Origin of the sequence: Streptomyces sp. NPDC060035, from assembly GCF_042736635.1 — a bacterium.
Classification (GTDB): Bacteria; Actinomycetota; Actinomycetes; order Streptomycetales; family Streptomycetaceae; genus Streptomyces.
The window spans coordinates 171,698-185,825 of record NZ_JBHWVO010000005.1 but is presented as its reverse complement, the minus strand read 5'-3'; the positions used below and the strand labels follow the sequence as shown (position 1 = coordinate 185,825).

Annotated in this window: 11 protein-coding genes and 1 pseudogene; 5 read left to right on the top strand and 7 right to left on the bottom strand. The window is 65.9% G+C overall.

From position 1 onward, the window contains the following. Positions 1 to 31 precede the first annotated feature (31 nt). Positions 32 to 436: a WXG100 family type VII secretion target gene (locus ACFWBQ_RS10020; RefSeq protein ID WP_385486077.1), complete on the bottom strand. Its 405-nt coding sequence runs from the start codon at positions 434 to 436 to the stop codon at positions 32 to 34. A gap of 1,079 nt (positions 437 to 1,515) precedes the next feature. On the opposite strand from ACFWBQ_RS10020, the gene ACFWBQ_RS10015 reads away from it, so the two are divergent. Continuing rightward, positions 1,516 to 2,208, top strand: coding sequence for a hypothetical protein (locus ACFWBQ_RS10015; protein ID WP_385486481.1), 693 nt, complete (start codon positions 1,516 to 1,518; stop codon positions 2,206 to 2,208). 428 nt (positions 2,209 to 2,636) lie between these two features. On the opposite strand, the pseudogene ACFWBQ_RS10010 reads toward ACFWBQ_RS10015, so the two are convergent. Beyond that, positions 2,637 to 3,248, bottom strand: a pseudogene (locus ACFWBQ_RS10010) (tyrosine-type recombinase/integrase); the annotation flags it as partial. 475 nt (positions 3,249 to 3,723) lie between these two features. On the opposite strand from ACFWBQ_RS10010, the gene ACFWBQ_RS10005 reads away from it, so the two are divergent. Next, the gene (locus ACFWBQ_RS10005) at positions 3,724 to 4,680 is read left to right on the top strand and encodes a GNAT family N-acetyltransferase (protein ID WP_385486075.1); all 957 of its coding nucleotides are present in this window, start codon (positions 3,724 to 3,726) and stop codon (positions 4,678 to 4,680) included. A 233-nt stretch (positions 4,681 to 4,913) separates the two neighbouring features. Here the strand turns inward: ACFWBQ_RS10005 and ACFWBQ_RS10000 are convergent, their stop codons facing one another. Further along, complete coding sequence (locus tag ACFWBQ_RS10000; RefSeq protein WP_385486073.1) at positions 4,914 to 5,189, bottom strand: hypothetical protein; 276 nt, start codon at positions 5,187 to 5,189, stop codon at positions 4,914 to 4,916. Between the two features lie 407 nt (positions 5,190 to 5,596). Then, a complete protein-coding gene (locus ACFWBQ_RS09995; RefSeq protein ID WP_385486071.1) occupies positions 5,597 to 6,148 on the bottom strand; it encodes a flavoprotein in 552 nt (183 codons plus the stop codon). 1,409 nt (positions 6,149 to 7,557) lie between these two features. Between ACFWBQ_RS09995 and ACFWBQ_RS09990 the strand changes: the two genes are divergently transcribed. Both ACFWBQ_RS09990 and ACFWBQ_RS09985 read left to right on the top strand, forming a co-directional pair. Then, a complete protein-coding gene (locus ACFWBQ_RS09990) occupies positions 7,558 to 7,902 on the top strand; it encodes a hypothetical protein (protein WP_385486069.1) in 345 nt (114 codons plus the stop codon). 727 nt (positions 7,903 to 8,629) lie between these two features. Next, positions 8,630 to 9,463, top strand: a complete 834-nt coding sequence (locus tag ACFWBQ_RS09985) for a PIG-L family deacetylase (RefSeq protein ID WP_385486067.1) — start codon at positions 8,630 to 8,632, stop codon at positions 9,461 to 9,463. A gap of 271 nt (positions 9,464 to 9,734) precedes the next feature. Here ACFWBQ_RS09985 and ACFWBQ_RS09980 read toward each other — a convergent pair whose 3' ends face one another. Further along, the gene (locus ACFWBQ_RS09980; protein WP_385486065.1) at positions 9,735 to 10,982 is read right to left on the bottom strand and encodes an esterase/lipase family protein; all 1,248 of its coding nucleotides are present in this window, start codon (positions 10,980 to 10,982) and stop codon (positions 9,735 to 9,737) included. 654 nt (positions 10,983 to 11,636) lie between these two features. Beyond that, positions 11,637 to 12,191 carry a hypothetical protein gene (locus ACFWBQ_RS09975; protein ID WP_385486063.1) on the bottom strand — a complete coding sequence of 185 codons (555 nt, stop codon included), beginning with the start codon at positions 12,189 to 12,191 and terminating at the stop codon, positions 11,637 to 11,639. A gap of 90 nt (positions 12,192 to 12,281) precedes the next feature. Here ACFWBQ_RS09975 and ACFWBQ_RS09970 point away from each other — a divergent pair, with 90 nt between their 5' ends. Continuing rightward, positions 12,282 to 12,794 carry a PadR family transcriptional regulator gene (locus tag ACFWBQ_RS09970; protein ID WP_385486061.1) on the top strand — a complete coding sequence of 171 codons (513 nt, stop codon included), beginning with the start codon at positions 12,282 to 12,284 and terminating at the stop codon, positions 12,792 to 12,794. Positions 12,795 to 13,462: 668 nt separating this feature from the next. Here ACFWBQ_RS09970 and ACFWBQ_RS09965 read toward each other — a convergent pair. Beyond that, positions 13,463 to 14,062, bottom strand: coding sequence for a hypothetical protein (locus tag ACFWBQ_RS09965; protein ID WP_385486060.1), 600 nt, complete (start codon positions 14,060 to 14,062; stop codon positions 13,463 to 13,465). Between the last annotated feature and the right edge of the window lie 66 nt (positions 14,063 to 14,128).

Here is a 14,128-nt window from a genome sequence, read left to right as displayed (position 1 = left end):
GTTCAGAAGTCGTCAGTTGGCGTTTGGGCCCTCAGAGGTCGGAGAGGGCACTGCGCGGCGCAGCGGGCACCTCGGTGTTCGGCGTCGACAACGCGTCCGTTTCTCGGTTCACATCCGTCTCGACCTGGATCTTCCGGAGCTGCGCCATGATGTCCAGGTCCTGCTCCGAGAACCCGTCCCGGCTCAACCGCACGGCCTGTTCAAGACCCTGGATGACCATGCGGATACGTACGGCGTCCTCGGCCGCGCCCCGGTGGAGGTCCCGGTAGGCACGGGCGGCCGGCCCCTGCCATCCCGCCTCGATCCGGTCGACGATCGCGTCCATGCGTCTGACCTGCTTGTCCAAGGAGTCCTGCATACCGTCGAGGTCATTGGCCAAGTTCGTCAGCCGGTCGGACTCCGTCCGAAGTCGTGGCTGTCCGCCTGCACCGCTCATGGCGTCCCCCAGTCTGTGGCCGTCAACGCAGCTACTCCTCCGCCCACTTGTCACACCCGCGTCACCCTAACAACTTCACTTCAAACCATGGCAGCAGCAAATTTCCATGCATATGGGGTCGCTCTCCCGGAGTGGATCGGTGGATGCCACACCACCCGACACGGCCAGGGCCCGAGAGCGGAACAACTGCCTACGAGGACCCGTGCACATGCCACCCGCCCATCCACATAAGGGCACGCCCGGTCGGCCGGCGGGTCGCGGTCCAGATCGAGCCACGTAACCACGTCCGGATCAACGTCCTCTGGCTCGCCAGCCCCTTCGGGGTGTTGCGGATCCGCGCTTCCTCAGCGGGATGTCCTATGGTGTGACGCCTTGATGGGCGTCTACAGCGGCCCACTGCTCGTGCCCCATCTGTGCCCAGCAGAACGGTCAACAGCGGTGAACAAGGGCGCCCAGTGACCACACCAGGAGCGCCTCCGGAGCGGCGTATCACCAGGTCAGAGCCTGTTCGACCCCCGTAAACACCGTTGCTTCCCAAGCTCAGAGCGCGAGTTCGATTCTCGTCACCCGCTCCATGAATAAGCCCCAGGCCAGCGGCCCGGGGCTTATTTGTCGTCTGGACCAGTTCAAGCGTCCCGTGCCAGATGCCTGGTCATCCGACTTTTGGCGCCGAGCCCGTACGAGGCGGTCAAGGCCGACCGCCACCTCACACGGCCGCTCCAGGTCCGAGTGCTGCCGCAGCCGTCATCGTGTACACGATCGGGCTCGGCGGGCACGAACTGTCCTACTTCCCGCCGGGCTTCGATTGCCTGCTGGAGGACGGTCGCGGCCAGCGGACCCTACGGCTTGCCAAACGCGCGCCTCACCGGTTGACGGCGACGGCTCAGGCTCCGCCCGCATCCCCGCGCCCGACACGACGTGCCCCTTGAGCGGGGGCAGAGCAACCCAACCCCGTTCTTCGATACGGATGTTGGTGGGACAGAACCCGGACATGCGCGAGATCATTTCAGGATCGACTCGGCCCTAGAGTCATCGGTGCAAGCAGGAAGCACCGCAACCAAAAGCCGCTGGAGATCATGATGCGTTCGCGCCTCGCCACCCGTTCCGCCCGTCTCGCCCTCGCCGCCGCAGCCGTGACGGCCCTCGCCGCCACCTCCACCGCCTGCAGCCCCGACGACGTCGCGGACACCAGCAGCTCCTCGGCTCCCTCCGCCGCCAGCGGCGAGAGCGACAGCCCCTCCACCAGCGGCTCCTCCACCTCCAGCCCCTCCACCAGCGGCTCCGGTTCCAGCGGCTCCACCTCCACCCCCAGCGACTCCAATGGCAAGGCCGCCGACTCCGGCGACGGCGAAAAGAGTGGCTACGGGCAGTCCTGCGGCACCAACGACCTGGACTTCACGCTCACCTCGGAGACCCAGGCCGGCGGCTACTACCTCGTCACCGCCAAGGCCAAGTCCGGCATCACCTGCTACCTGGACATCAACACCCCCAGCGTGTCCTTCGGCTCCGGCGCCGACGGCCTCGCCTCCCCTGTCGGACAGGGTGGCGAAGACCCCATCAAGCTCACCGGCTCCACCGTCGCATACACCGGTATCAGCCCCAAGACCACCAACAGCAATGCCGGCAAGGAATTCGAGAACGTCATCATCGCCACCACCAACGACGACCCCGACCCCGCCGAACTCAAGCTCCCCGACACCGCCACCGTCGACAAGCCCATCGTCACCAACTGGGCCACCAACCGCGCCGAGGCCGTCCCCGCCATCGTCTGACGAACCGGGCCGACACCGCCGACATCGCGCTCTACACCATGGCGCCCGACGGCGCAGTCGCCCCCGCGCACCCCTAGGGGCGTCTCGTCGATCACGTGCCGAGCCAGATGAGGGTGCTTGCGGCAAGACGACCTCCAGGTCCTTGGTACGGAGCCGTGAGCGGCGGCACACCGGCCGACCTCTCACCTGACGCGACACGCACAGCCGTGCCACAACGTGCCAGCAGGGGCGGTAAACAGCAGTCACCAAGGGGCTCATGAAGTGGCCACGAGGGCGCCATCTGCGCGCGTATCCGCAGCTCAGAGGCCATACGTGAGACCAGGCACCGGGTGATTCCCAAGCTCAGAGCGCGAGTTCGATTCTCGTCACCCGCTCCATGAAAAAGCCCCAGGCCGGCGGCCGGGGGCTTCTTTGTTGTCTGGACCAGTTCAAGACCCTCGCACCAGATCCGCACCAGAAGGCTTCTTCTCGGCCTTCTCGCGGGCAGTGCGCACGAGGTCATCCAGCCCGCTCGCGACCTCCTGCTGTCGCGCAAGGTCCGAGTGCTGATAGATCAGCGCCGCCTTCTCCGACGACTGGCCGGCGCGGACCATCGTGTCCTTGAGGGTGGCCCCGGACCGGGTGGCCAGGGTGTGCCCCGTGTGACGAAGGTCGTAGAAGCGAAAGCCCTCCGGCATACCGACGAGAGCGCGAGCCCTGCGCCATTTCCGCCCGAAGGTGGAACGCCGGAACGGCTTGCCCTTCTCCCCCACGAACAGAAGTCCGTCCGCCCCCTTCTCCGCGTACCAGTCGACGTGACGCCGGAGGTCGGTCCGGAGAAAGGCCGGCAGGACCACGACCCGCTTGCCCGCCTCCGACTTGGTGTCGCCAGGAGCACGGCGACCGGTGGTCAGCTCTGGCCCCGCCATGCAGACCCGGATAGTCATCTCGTCCAGGTCCACGTCCTCACAGCGCAGCTCGGCCTGTTCCTCCGGTCGTATGGGACCGTAAGCGCCGAGGAAGACCATCAGTCGCCAGCGAGGCCCGAGAGCGTCGCTGACGCGTGCGGTAGAACTTTCTCTACTTCATCAAGGCTCCTCGCTCCGCTCGTCGCGCACTCCCCGGCTCACCGCCGGGGCCCTGCGCTCCTGTCTCCGCCCCGCTCTGGGCCCCGGCTACGCCGGTCGCGCAACTAGAGCGAGGGAACCTGACCGAGGAAAACGGAAGACACGAGAGATGCCTCCGGCGGGGGCGCTCAGACTCCGGGATGGGAGGGGCGCCGTTCGCGGGTGCCGGCGGATTCGTGGCGAGTGTTGGGGGCTCCCATCCCGACCACCTTCGACCCAGGCAGAGCCGAGCAGCCGCGGCCCAGGGCGTCAGAGTCCACTCCGGTGCCCCGCCCTACGGGCCGTCGCGCCGACCGTCCGGCAAATCAGTTTGCCGGATTGGAGTGGGCACTGCTAACCATGCGTGTGCGCGGTGGGTTGCCGTGTTGAGCAGCGATGTTGCCGTGTTGAGCAACGATGGAGGGCTCCGATGCGGGCTGGATACGACGTACGTACACCGCGGGAATCCGATCTCCCGTCGATTGTCGATGCGGTGAACGCGGCTGCTCGGGCAGACGATTCGACGGCAGGGGCCCAGACCGAAGACGAGTTCTTGCGTGCCTGGGCACAGATGGACAGGGCTGAGGACGCGTGGGTTGTGACCGGTCCGAACGACGGGATCTACGGATACGGGCACGTGATCGCCGCATTGCGTGAGGGCCGGATCTTCGCCGACGCGTACACGCACCCCGACCATGTCGGCACGGGAATCGGAACGACGCTCCTTACACATATCGAAGCTCGCGCCGCTGCGATGGCACCTGGCATCGTCTCCGGTGGCGAAGCCACAGACGTCGCCCTGGTGAACTATGTCCTGCTCGGTGGAGATGCCGATCGGATGCTTCGCGCCCGCGGATACCACCTGGCGCGAATCCATAAGCGCATGCGGACAACCCTGGACACACCACTGGTCGCGCCGGTCTGGCCCGGTGAGGTCAGCGTGCGCACGTGCACCGGGACTGCGGAGGATCTGAGGCGAGTGCACGAGTGCGTCGAGGAGGCTTTCGGTGACCGCTGGGGCCGGGCGCCGCGCTCGTATGATCAGTGGGCCGAGGACATGATCTACGAGGGGTTCGACTCTGCGCTCTGGCTCGTCGCTGAACGCGCCGGGCGAGTGGTCGGTGCGTCCCTGTGCCGCTTCCGCCAGTTCGACGACCAGGTCGCCGGCGAGGTCAGTCAGCTCGGCGTTCGGCGCGAAGCCCGACAGCTCGGGCTAGGCCGGGCGCTGCTGCTGGCCAGTTTCGCGCTCTTCGCCGAACGTGGCGCCACTTCCGTCGGACTTGATGTTGACAGTGAGAGTCCTACCGGCGCCCACCGTCTCTACGAACGATCCGGGATGACCACGACAGTGGCCATCGGACAGTTCGAACTACGGATCAGAAGGTGACCGCGCCCGTAGCATGCCCGATCGGAAGGGACACCATGGGGAACCACGGGGAAGAGCGGCGAATCGTCCGCGATCGCGCAGGTCAGCGTCTTGCCAGGTCGCAGGCATGCGCGTACGGGATCTTCCGAACTGGTGATGTACAGCAGCAAGGTGCAGCAACCACCGCGCCCGCAGCCGACCGCTACCAGCCTCGGCAGGCCGACGATGCCCCCGCAGACCACAACGGTTTCGGCCTATATCGCCCAGGTTGCAAAAATGCCCGACTCCTTCCCGATGAAGAGCGCTGCCGAAGTAGGAACCAGCAAGCAAATGCCTATGCCGCCAAGCACGTATGGCGCCACTGGCGTCGCTTTCGGGAAGTGGACATCGGGTCGACGCTTGCGCGCAATAGCGAAGCGCCGGATAAACAGAGCGGCACTCAACATAAGCAGGAACGCGCCGACAATCTGCAGCGCCATCAAGCCGCATTGAATAAGGAAAAGGACCAGGTACGAGAGCAGCACCCCCACGACTAACCTCACTTACTCAGATTTCGGCATCAATCAGAATCCGGTCGGCTTTCATTGCCGTCGGCCGCAACCACACGCAAGGCGGACAATAGGATCATGGCCTGAACTGCGTCAACCTGTGCAACTGAACGCCTGCCCGATGCGTGCCCGACCGGTTGGTAAGTCGCGGCCATCTACGGGCTCCCCCGCCCTGGACCAGCAACCGACAGCGCCCGCCATGAAGTCGACAGCGGCCCGAAAGCGGCCGTAATGACTCTGGATGACCGATCCATTCTTAGCTACGGATCAGAAGGCTTCTGACATCCACGGCTGACATCAACGACGCCGGACGAAGGTGTACACCAGCACCCCTGTCCGGCTGTCGCACCCGTCGACGACGGCCTCCGGAGCGGGTTCGGATCGAACTCCTAAAGCGAGTGTCGAACAGATTGGGTCGTCACGCGCTGGATGGACTCCACGATTGTGGGCCATGGCAGCCCTCGAACTTCTGGGCCCTCGCGGGGTTCATACAATGGCCAGACGTCAGGGCCGTAGACGAGGTCCACGTCGGCCTGCCGGAGCGCCTCGATGTGCCCCTGCCATGCCGGATGTCTTGCATGAGCTGCGTTGACGCGGGGGAACACCACGACGGGGACGCCGATCGTGCCGAGTGCCTCGCTCACCTGCGTCAGGGCTTGATTGTCGGCGATGCCCGTCGCGAGCTTGGCAACATAATTCGCGCTTGCCGGAGCGACGATGCAGCAGTCGGCGACCGGGTGGGGGCGGGGCTCGGTCGGCAGACGAGGGGTGTCCCGCACGGGTAGACCGGTCAGTGCCTCCAGTCGGTCCAGTTCGCCGTTCGCTCGCAGCCATCGGCCGGCATTCGGGGTCAGGGTCACGGCTACCTGCCAGCCGAGGGCGATGGCTGGCTCGACCAGGCCGGGGCGTAGCTGCTCGACTCCATCGGCTGCCGTACCCACAACTGCCAGCACTCCGCGTCTGCCTACGCTCACCGTTCCACCGCCCCGTATCGGTCCGCCCCAGGGCCAGCAATACAGCAGAGAAGTACCGCAACGACAGCGACCATCAGCAGCCGTTGCTGGTCCCCAGCCCCCGTGTGGGACCGTCGACAGCCCCCAGTGACCGCCGTGCCGATAGTTCGCATCGAGGAGGTCAGGGGCTTAACGGGCCTCCAGTCGCGACCTATACGGGGGCCTCCTGACTCTTGAGTCGCGACCTATACGGGGGCCTCCTGACTCTTGCTCCACACGTGGCGCTGCCACTGATCATGACGGCTACGGCACCCCTGGACGGAGCGGGCGCGACGAGTAGCAGGCAAGGCACAGCACCTCGCTGCCATTCCGGCATGCCCCACATAGGAATCCCTGAACCCGTCGTTGACCTGCCGCCGGGTGCACTTTTGATGTTCGCCTTGGTGGTGCTCATCAGGGAACTCTCCCGTCGTACTGGACGGGACATCAGGAAGCCGTGGCTCTTCTCTGCAGTGGCGGCGATCATTTTCGCCAAGTTGCTCTGGCCCTAGCAATGGGTTCCGTACAGCAGCGAAGTACAGCAACCCCAGCAACTAACATCGCCCGGCAGCATCCTCTGGAGATGGAGCAGGACCGGTGTGACCGCTACCGATCGATCCACATTGGGCTGCGGAACAGAAGGTCGAGACACCGCTCCGTCCTGCAGCGTGACGGGACTAGGATCGCAGCGGGCGAAGCCGTAGCGCAGGGGTAGTCGCGCGCGGTCTCCAAAATCGCGAGGACGCCGGTTCGAATCCGGTCGGCTGAGCCTGCCCCCGCTACGCGTCCAGAACGATGAGTGGCCGTGCCAGACGTGTGCCAGAACAACTGGTGACCGGCGGTCTGTCCCGGTCACTCCGAGGGACTGTCTCGGAGTGACCGGGACAGTCCCTCGGAGTGACCGGGACAGCTTTTCCGCAGCTCAAGCACCCTGTATCAACTTGAGTGTGCGGTGATTCCCAAGCTCAGAGCGCGAGTTCGATTCTCGTCACCCGCTCCATGAAAAAGCCCCAGGCCAGCGGCCGGGGGCTTCTTTGTTGTCTGGACCAGTTCAAGCGTCCCGTGCCAGATGCCTGGTCATCAGCGGCTTCGCGCCGAGCCCGCACGAGTTGGTGGAGGCCGGCCGCCACCTCACGCTGCGCGTGGGTCGAAGGCGGACGGGCTGGGAGCTGGAGTGAGTGATGCGTCGAGAGGCCGCGATCGCTCGCCCCATGGCAGCACCCTCGCCATGCGAACACCTGTGGGCTATGTTGAACGCGTTCAAATACCCAGAAACGTGAGTCGCGGGGGCTGAGGTGTCGACGGAGCAGGTAGCCGCTCACAGAGTTGGGCGAGTGCTGGGACGGATCGGGCGATGCGTGCTGACGTACCTGCTCCTTCACACCGCAGCATGGGTAGCCACCGCGCAGACAGTCTGGTGGGAGGAGACTTTTCTGGAGATCATGACGCTCGGGATGTTCCTGCTGCTGATCATCGGCATACCCAGCCTGCTCATCGCCGTTATCGCTGCCTCGGTACACAAACGTATGGACGTGGTCCGGTTCCGAGTACTGCTCGCGATCCCACTGCTCCTCTGCGCATGGCCCCTCCTGGCAAGCAGCGCAGCCGAACCGCTGGTGTTCCAGTTCATGGCGCAGATCGCTTTCGCCGCACTGATCCCCGCGCCGCTCTTTCCCAAGGGCTGGCTGGGTGAGGCTGAGTAGTGAGTTGTGCGAACTGCGGCTACTGGTGGGGAGTGCAGCCAGCAGCCGCTGAAGTCGGCATCCTGCAGTTCAGCACTGACGTCCAGGGAGGGCTGATGCCCATCTCGTGGCACTCGTGCCAGATGCGTGCCAAAACAGGTGGGGAAGAGGGGGCTTCCAGGTCAGGGCCCTGATCGAGGTTCATCGGCCGGTGATTCCCGAGCTCAGAGCGCAGTTCGATTCTCGTCACCCGCTCTTCGAGAAAGGCCCAGGTCAATGGCCGGGGGCTTTCTTGTTGTCCGGACAGGTCCGGATTCACCGTGTCCCCGGCAGAATGGCGACTCTCGGACAAGGCGATCACCTCGGTGCGGCAGCCGTACGATGCCAGGCGATCCGCCGGCCGTGCGAGCCTGGGGCAGGCTTCAGCTGCGGGTGGCGGTCTCCGCTGCCCGAGCCGGCCGCGCCGCGGAGGCCGAGGACCGGATCGGACACGCGAAGGACGCCGCCGAACGCAGGGACGCGTACTCGCACCCTCGGCGCCTCCGAAGCGGCGATCCTCCTGCGGGGCCAAGCGGCCGCGCCGGGAACAGCCGGTCCGGTCGGCACGGTTGCAACTGAGGGACCGGTGCCGCACGGGCGGAAACACGGAGACCACAAGGTCGTCCGCCCCACCAGGACCGGCCCCAGGATTGCGGTACGCCCGCCGCAACTCGAACCAAGACGTAGTTCTGCAGGAGGACTGTCTTTCATGACTGACCGGCCCTTGACGCTCATGGCAGTGCACGCCCACCCCGACGACGAGGCCACCGGAACCGGAGGGGTTCTCGCTCGGTACGCGGCGGAAGGCATCCGCACGGTGCTCGTGACGTGTACCGACGGCGGTTGCGGTGACGGAACGGGGGGTGTCAAGCCGGGCGATCCCGGGCACGATCCGGCGGCCGTCGCCTCGATGCGCCGCCAAGAACTCAAGGCGAGCCGTGACGTCCTGAAGATCAGCGATCTGGAGATGCTGGACTATGCCGACTCCGGGATGGCCGGCTGGCCGAGCAACGACGCCCCCGGATCCTTTTGGCAGACCCCCGTTGAGGAAGGCGCCGCCCGGCTTGCGGAACTCATGCGGCATTACCGACCCGATGTGGTCGTCACCTACGACGAGAACGGCTTCTACGGCCACCCCGACCACATCCAGGCCCACCGCATCACGATGGCGGCGCTGGAGATGACCGCGCTGACACCGAAGGTGTACTGGACGACCATGCCCCGCTCGATGATGCAGCGCTTCGGTGAGACCATGCGCGAGTTCCAGGAGGACATGCCGGAGCCGGATCCTGCCGAGGCCGCCGCGATGGCCGAGATCGGCCTCCCCGACGATGAGATCACCACGTGGGTGGACACCACCGCATTCAGCGGTCAGAAGTTCGATGCGCTGGCCGCGCACGCCAGTCAGGGCGAGAACATCTTCTTCCTCAAGATGGGCAGGGAGAGGTTCGGCGAGTTGATGGGCACGGAGACCTTCGTACGCGTCAAGGACGCCACCGGCGCGGCCGTACCCGAGAACGATCTCTTCGCCGGACTGCGCTGATCCGCCCGCCCGGCCTGGACCCGGGACAGCCCATAGGACGCACCGGACCTACCCTCCCCGTCTCAGTCCGAGGGGCCGCCGCATCCAGGTAATGCAGCGCTCAGTTCCCCCACCAGGCCGACCGCCTCCCCCGGAGGCCGCAGCACGGACGACGGCCTCGCCCTGGTGGTACTGGCGGGCGAGGCCGTCGTCGGGGTGTTTCAGCGGCCGGCGTTCGGCGTTGCAGCCATGGTCGGAAGCCATGCCTGCCGGAGGCGTCCTTGGCCGGTGGTTACGCTTCCTGGAGCTGGGACAGGATCCACTGGCCGAGTTCCGGGGTCATGACGGTGTGTTCTTCGTTGGTGGTGGCGCAGAGGAAGTCGTGGAGGTCGCTGCTCTCGCGGTCGACCTTGGCGTAGAGGGCGGTGTGGTCGTCGATGTCGGCCGACGCCACGGCGCTGATGGTGGGGACGAAGGTGGAGGCGTTGTGGGCGAGATCCGCCTTCTGCCCGTTGACCACCGCGGCCAGCACGGCGGCCATGCCGTAGTTGGCGGCGTCTTCCAGGAGCGGGGCCTTGGGGAAGAGGCCGCCGGGAGCGCCGTCGAGTTCGGGGAAGCCGGTGGTGTTGATCGAGACGGCGGCCTGGCGCGCCTTCGCCATCTGCGCGACGGTCTGTTTTCCGGGGCCCTGGGTGCGCAGCTGGGCGTTCACCTTCGGTCCGAGGGCGGCCATCGCGGTGTCGTCGGTGGGGATGTTGTTCCCGGCGCCGGTGCCCGTTCCGTTGGCGACACCGAGCAGGCGGGGGCGCTGGGGCCAGTCGCCCATCCGATGGAGTGCTTCCAGGAAGTCGGTCCGTTCCTGGGCCTGGCCGGCGGCGACGTCGAGGGTGACCTCGGTGCCGGTTTCGACGTGCCAGCGCAGCATCTGGCGTGCGGCCGGGCTGTTGACCAGGTTGGAGTAGAGGCTGAGGAGCGGGTTGGTCTCACCCCAGCGTTCCTTCACGAAGTGGGCGAATGCCTGGACTCCGAGGGGCAGCCACGCCCCTCTGTGCGGGGTGTCGTAGGAGAGGTAGACGGAGGTCTCGTGGTCCTCCTCCTGCGTTTCCATCCTGGCCAGGGCGTAGCGGGTGACCATTCCTCCCATGCTGAAGCCGCCCACCGTCAGCCTGGCGTCGCCCTCGCGGTCGGCGACCGTCCTCCTGATGCACTCGATCGCGACGTCGGCGTTGTCGAGAATGGATGCGGAGCGTTCGTCGAAGCCCAGGAGGACGACGTCGAAGCCGTTCTCACGCAGCGTGGAGATGAACGGGTAGTCCCCGTTCTCCAGGCCGTCGTACAGCACGTGGCCGTTGCTCCCTCCCATGGCGAAGCCGTCGGCGAGAATCACCGGCCGCCTGACGTTCGTCTGGCCGGATGAGCTGTAGAAGACCCAGGCGGTTCCGTTGCGGAGCTCCCACTCGGTGTCCCAGGGGTCCGCTTCCGCGGCTGCGGGCTGAGCCCCCGGAGGGGTGCCCCAGATACTGACAACAGGCTTGGACATGCTCCGACGACTCCTTGGTGCCGCGGCCGGTCACACCGAACACGGTTATCGTCCCCACGCGAGCATCCGATCCTCGCCCCAATCCACCAAGATCACTCTTCCGTGGACGAAACGCGTTTCACCCTCCCTTTCCTCGCGTCTCTCGTACGCGGGCGCGCCCTGCCTGGGGCGGAGAGCCGTCACGCGCTCCGCAGTCGACCGGAGGCGAACGCAGGTGAACGAGCCAGGACACTCGCTTGTCCAGCATCAACACCTTTGGAAAGCGTGGTGTGGGCAACCGTCCCCGTCGGCTACGTCTCTCCGGGGCCTTGTAGCGGCCGGTACGACCGCCGCTGACCGATCTGGCCAGAGCTACGGATCAGAAGGTGCCCGTGCCCTTCTGTCCCGATCTCCTGGACCTGGCCCTGCCATGGGCCGGTCATCCGGAGCACCGTGAACATTGGCGCCCGCACCAGGTAGGCCAGGGACAGGCGGTCACCCACGGTCGAGGCGGCACGCCCCTTCCCACTCCGATCCCGACTGTTTCGGCAGTGCAAAGGCCTTACAGAGCGAAGCCACTCGTGATTCCCAAGCTCGGAGCGCGAGTTCGATTCTCGTCACCCGCTCCATGATGAAGGCCCTGGTCAGAAACCAGGGTGTCTTTGTTGTCCGGACTCACCGGACACCGGCCTTGGCCTGGACGTGCGCGATGTAGCGGACCGTGAACACCATGGGGATCACGAAACCAGCAACCTGGATAAGCGTGGCGAGTGCCGAGTGGGCGTTCCCTTCGTGCGCCACGAAGGCGAGCACGACAGCGGTCAGGGCGAAGGCCGCGGTCCAGACGGCGGTGATGATGACGTTGGTCTGGATGAAAGGCTTGAGCCCCCAGACCTCGCGCGGGGTGGTGCGCTTGGCGATGCCCGACGTGAACGGCTTACCGATGGCCAGCGAGACCCCGGCGATGACCGCCAGCATGCCCGCCGACAGCGCCGCCGAGTAGTCGTGCACGCGCGAGTCCGGGTTGGCGAAAGCGATGACGGCCAGCACGGCGAAGAAGAGCGCGGAGCCGAACTCGATGATCAGCGCGTCTAATCCGGCTCCCGTACGTACCTGCTGGACGATCACCGCCACCGCGACCACCAGAGCTGCCATCGCCGCCCACTGCCAGTTCCCCGAGGGGAGCACGGCGAAGACGATCCACGGAAGGAACGTGCGCAGGTAGGACATGAGGTCTCCGCTTCAGCGTTTCCATTTCGACATGTCGAAACTAGAAGGTCCTGTAGCGACATGTCAAGAGTGGAATATAAGCTGTGCAGCATGAGCCTTCGACACGCACTGCTCGGGCTCCTCTCCGAGCGCCCCGCCAGCGGCTACGACCTGCTGAAACTGTTCGAGACGTCGCTGGCCACCGCCTGGCCGGCAACCCAGAGCCAGATCTACACCGAGCTGACCAAGCTGGCGGACACAGGGCTGATCGTGGTGGCAGCCGAGGGCCCGCGAGGCCGCAAGGAGTATGCCCTCACCGACGAGGGCCTGGCCGAGCTGCGGCACTGGCTGACCGAGACCAAGCCGCAGCGCAACACCCGCAGCGACATTCTGCTGCGGGTGTTCTTTCTCGGGGTGCTGACGCCCGAGCAGGCGCGCGGCTACCTCACCGAGCTCATCGAGCTGTCCGATCAGGGGTACGAGAGTCTGCGCCGGCTGGAGGAGTCCGTCGACTGGGATGACGACAATCTTTCGGTCTACGGCCGGATCGCCCTGGAGTACGGCCTGCGTTTCAACGCCATGCGCCGCGAGTGGGCCGAGTGGGCGGCCGACCAGATCGCCTGACGGCTGGTGGGTCGGCGGGAGTGCTGCCGGAACCGGACTCTCCCGTGGAACCGCCCTCCGCAACGGCGGCTGACACATCGGTCATGGACCACCGGCTGAGCTTGCAGTTCACTTCGGCGGAGGCGAGTTCCTGGAGACCGCGTGTGAGTTCACGAGCTTCGTAGACGTGGACACGAGCGGTGGAGCCCAGGGCGATCACCTCACGGACCTGCACCGCCGCTTGCTTGCAGACGTGCTCGCCGTGGGCGGCGCTTGCCCCTCGCGCTCACCGGCGGCACACGGTCCAGGCGCACGGCCTGGTCGACCGGCTCAGCCAGGACCTCGATGTCGCGACCGAGAACTCCGGTCGCTGTGCTGCCTGGACCCCTGCGGTTCGCAAAGCCCCCAACTGCCGGAGCCTTTGAATCGTGTACACCTCTGACCGGCACGGCGAACTGTGGGAGGAGGCCTCAGCAGCCCCAGGCCCATCCCCTTCCGCAGCGACCGCGTCTGGACGCCGTCGCTGCGGGATCCAACGCCCGCCCACGCAGAACGCTCGGCTGGGAGTCTCCAGCCGAGCGTCTGGCTGAGCTACTGACAACAGCCGCTTGACCGGCTGGTTGCCTCTCTTGAATGGGCCATCGGGGAGGGGCTTGTGCCTCCGGCGTGGCCTCTAGACCGCCATCAGGTCAGATCGTCGGTGTGTCATCGACGATCGCCTTGTGCGGTTCGACAACGAACCTCCAGCCGTCGCTGGGCTCCAGGAACCGCACTCGGGTCGGGTAGATGTCCAGGGCACGGCGGTCACGGTTTTGGGTGTTCGTGTTCTTACGCCCCCGGGCCGGCTCCTCGTACAGGTCGACCTTGACGTCCGGCACCGCGACGGTTTCCTCGCTCCAGCGCTGAACGATCCCCGCACCGAACGCATCCCGTGCGGCGGCGTAGAGCGACTCCAGGGATTCCGTGTTCCCGTCGGGCACGAAGAGAGCAAGGTTCAGGAGGACACCGGCACTCCGGAGAACCTCGATTTCCTCCCCTGCCTTGTCGGCAATCCAGATGCCGCCCTCTTCAGCATTGTCCGGGAGGACATGAATTTCCTCACCAAAGACCGTCCGCGCAGCGAAGGCCCCTCCCTCAAAATTCTTACCCGGCTCCGTAAGGAAAGCCGGAGCGTAGCAGTCGAGAGGAAGGCCACCCATCCCTGCCGGGACGAAGATACCGTCCTGGAGGCCCAAGCCTGAAATCTCCTCGGCCGTAAGACGTCGAGCCGTAACCTTCTCAGTATTCACGCCACTCCCCTTTTAATCGCGGCATCCTGCGAATTTGTTAAGACCCTACCACGAAAAGGATCAGCC

What these genes read in the sequence shown, in the direction of transcription:
- ACFWBQ_RS10015 (WP_385486481.1), top strand. Translation starts at nt 1,516, where the DNA reads ATGCGTTCGCGCCTCGCCACCCGTTCCGCCCGTCTCGCCCTCGCCGCC.
- ACFWBQ_RS10020 (WP_385486077.1), bottom strand. Translation starts at nt 436, where the DNA reads ATGAGCGGTGCAGGCGGACAGCCACGACTTCGGACGGAGTCCGACCGG.
- ACFWBQ_RS09980 (WP_385486065.1), bottom strand. Translation starts at nt 10,982, where the DNA reads ATGTCCAAGCCTGTTGTCAGTATCTGGGGCACCCCTCCGGGGGCTCAG.
- ACFWBQ_RS10005 (WP_385486075.1), top strand. Translation starts at nt 3,724, where the DNA reads ATGCGGGCTGGATACGACGTACGTACACCGCGGGAATCCGATCTCCCG.
- ACFWBQ_RS09970 (WP_385486061.1), top strand. Translation starts at nt 12,282, where the DNA reads ATGAGCCTTCGACACGCACTGCTCGGGCTCCTCTCCGAGCGCCCCGCC.
- ACFWBQ_RS09975 (WP_385486063.1), bottom strand. Translation starts at nt 12,191, where the DNA reads ATGTCCTACCTGCGCACGTTCCTTCCGTGGATCGTCTTCGCCGTGCTC.
- ACFWBQ_RS09985 (WP_385486067.1), top strand. Translation starts at nt 8,630, where the DNA reads ATGACTGACCGGCCCTTGACGCTCATGGCAGTGCACGCCCACCCCGAC.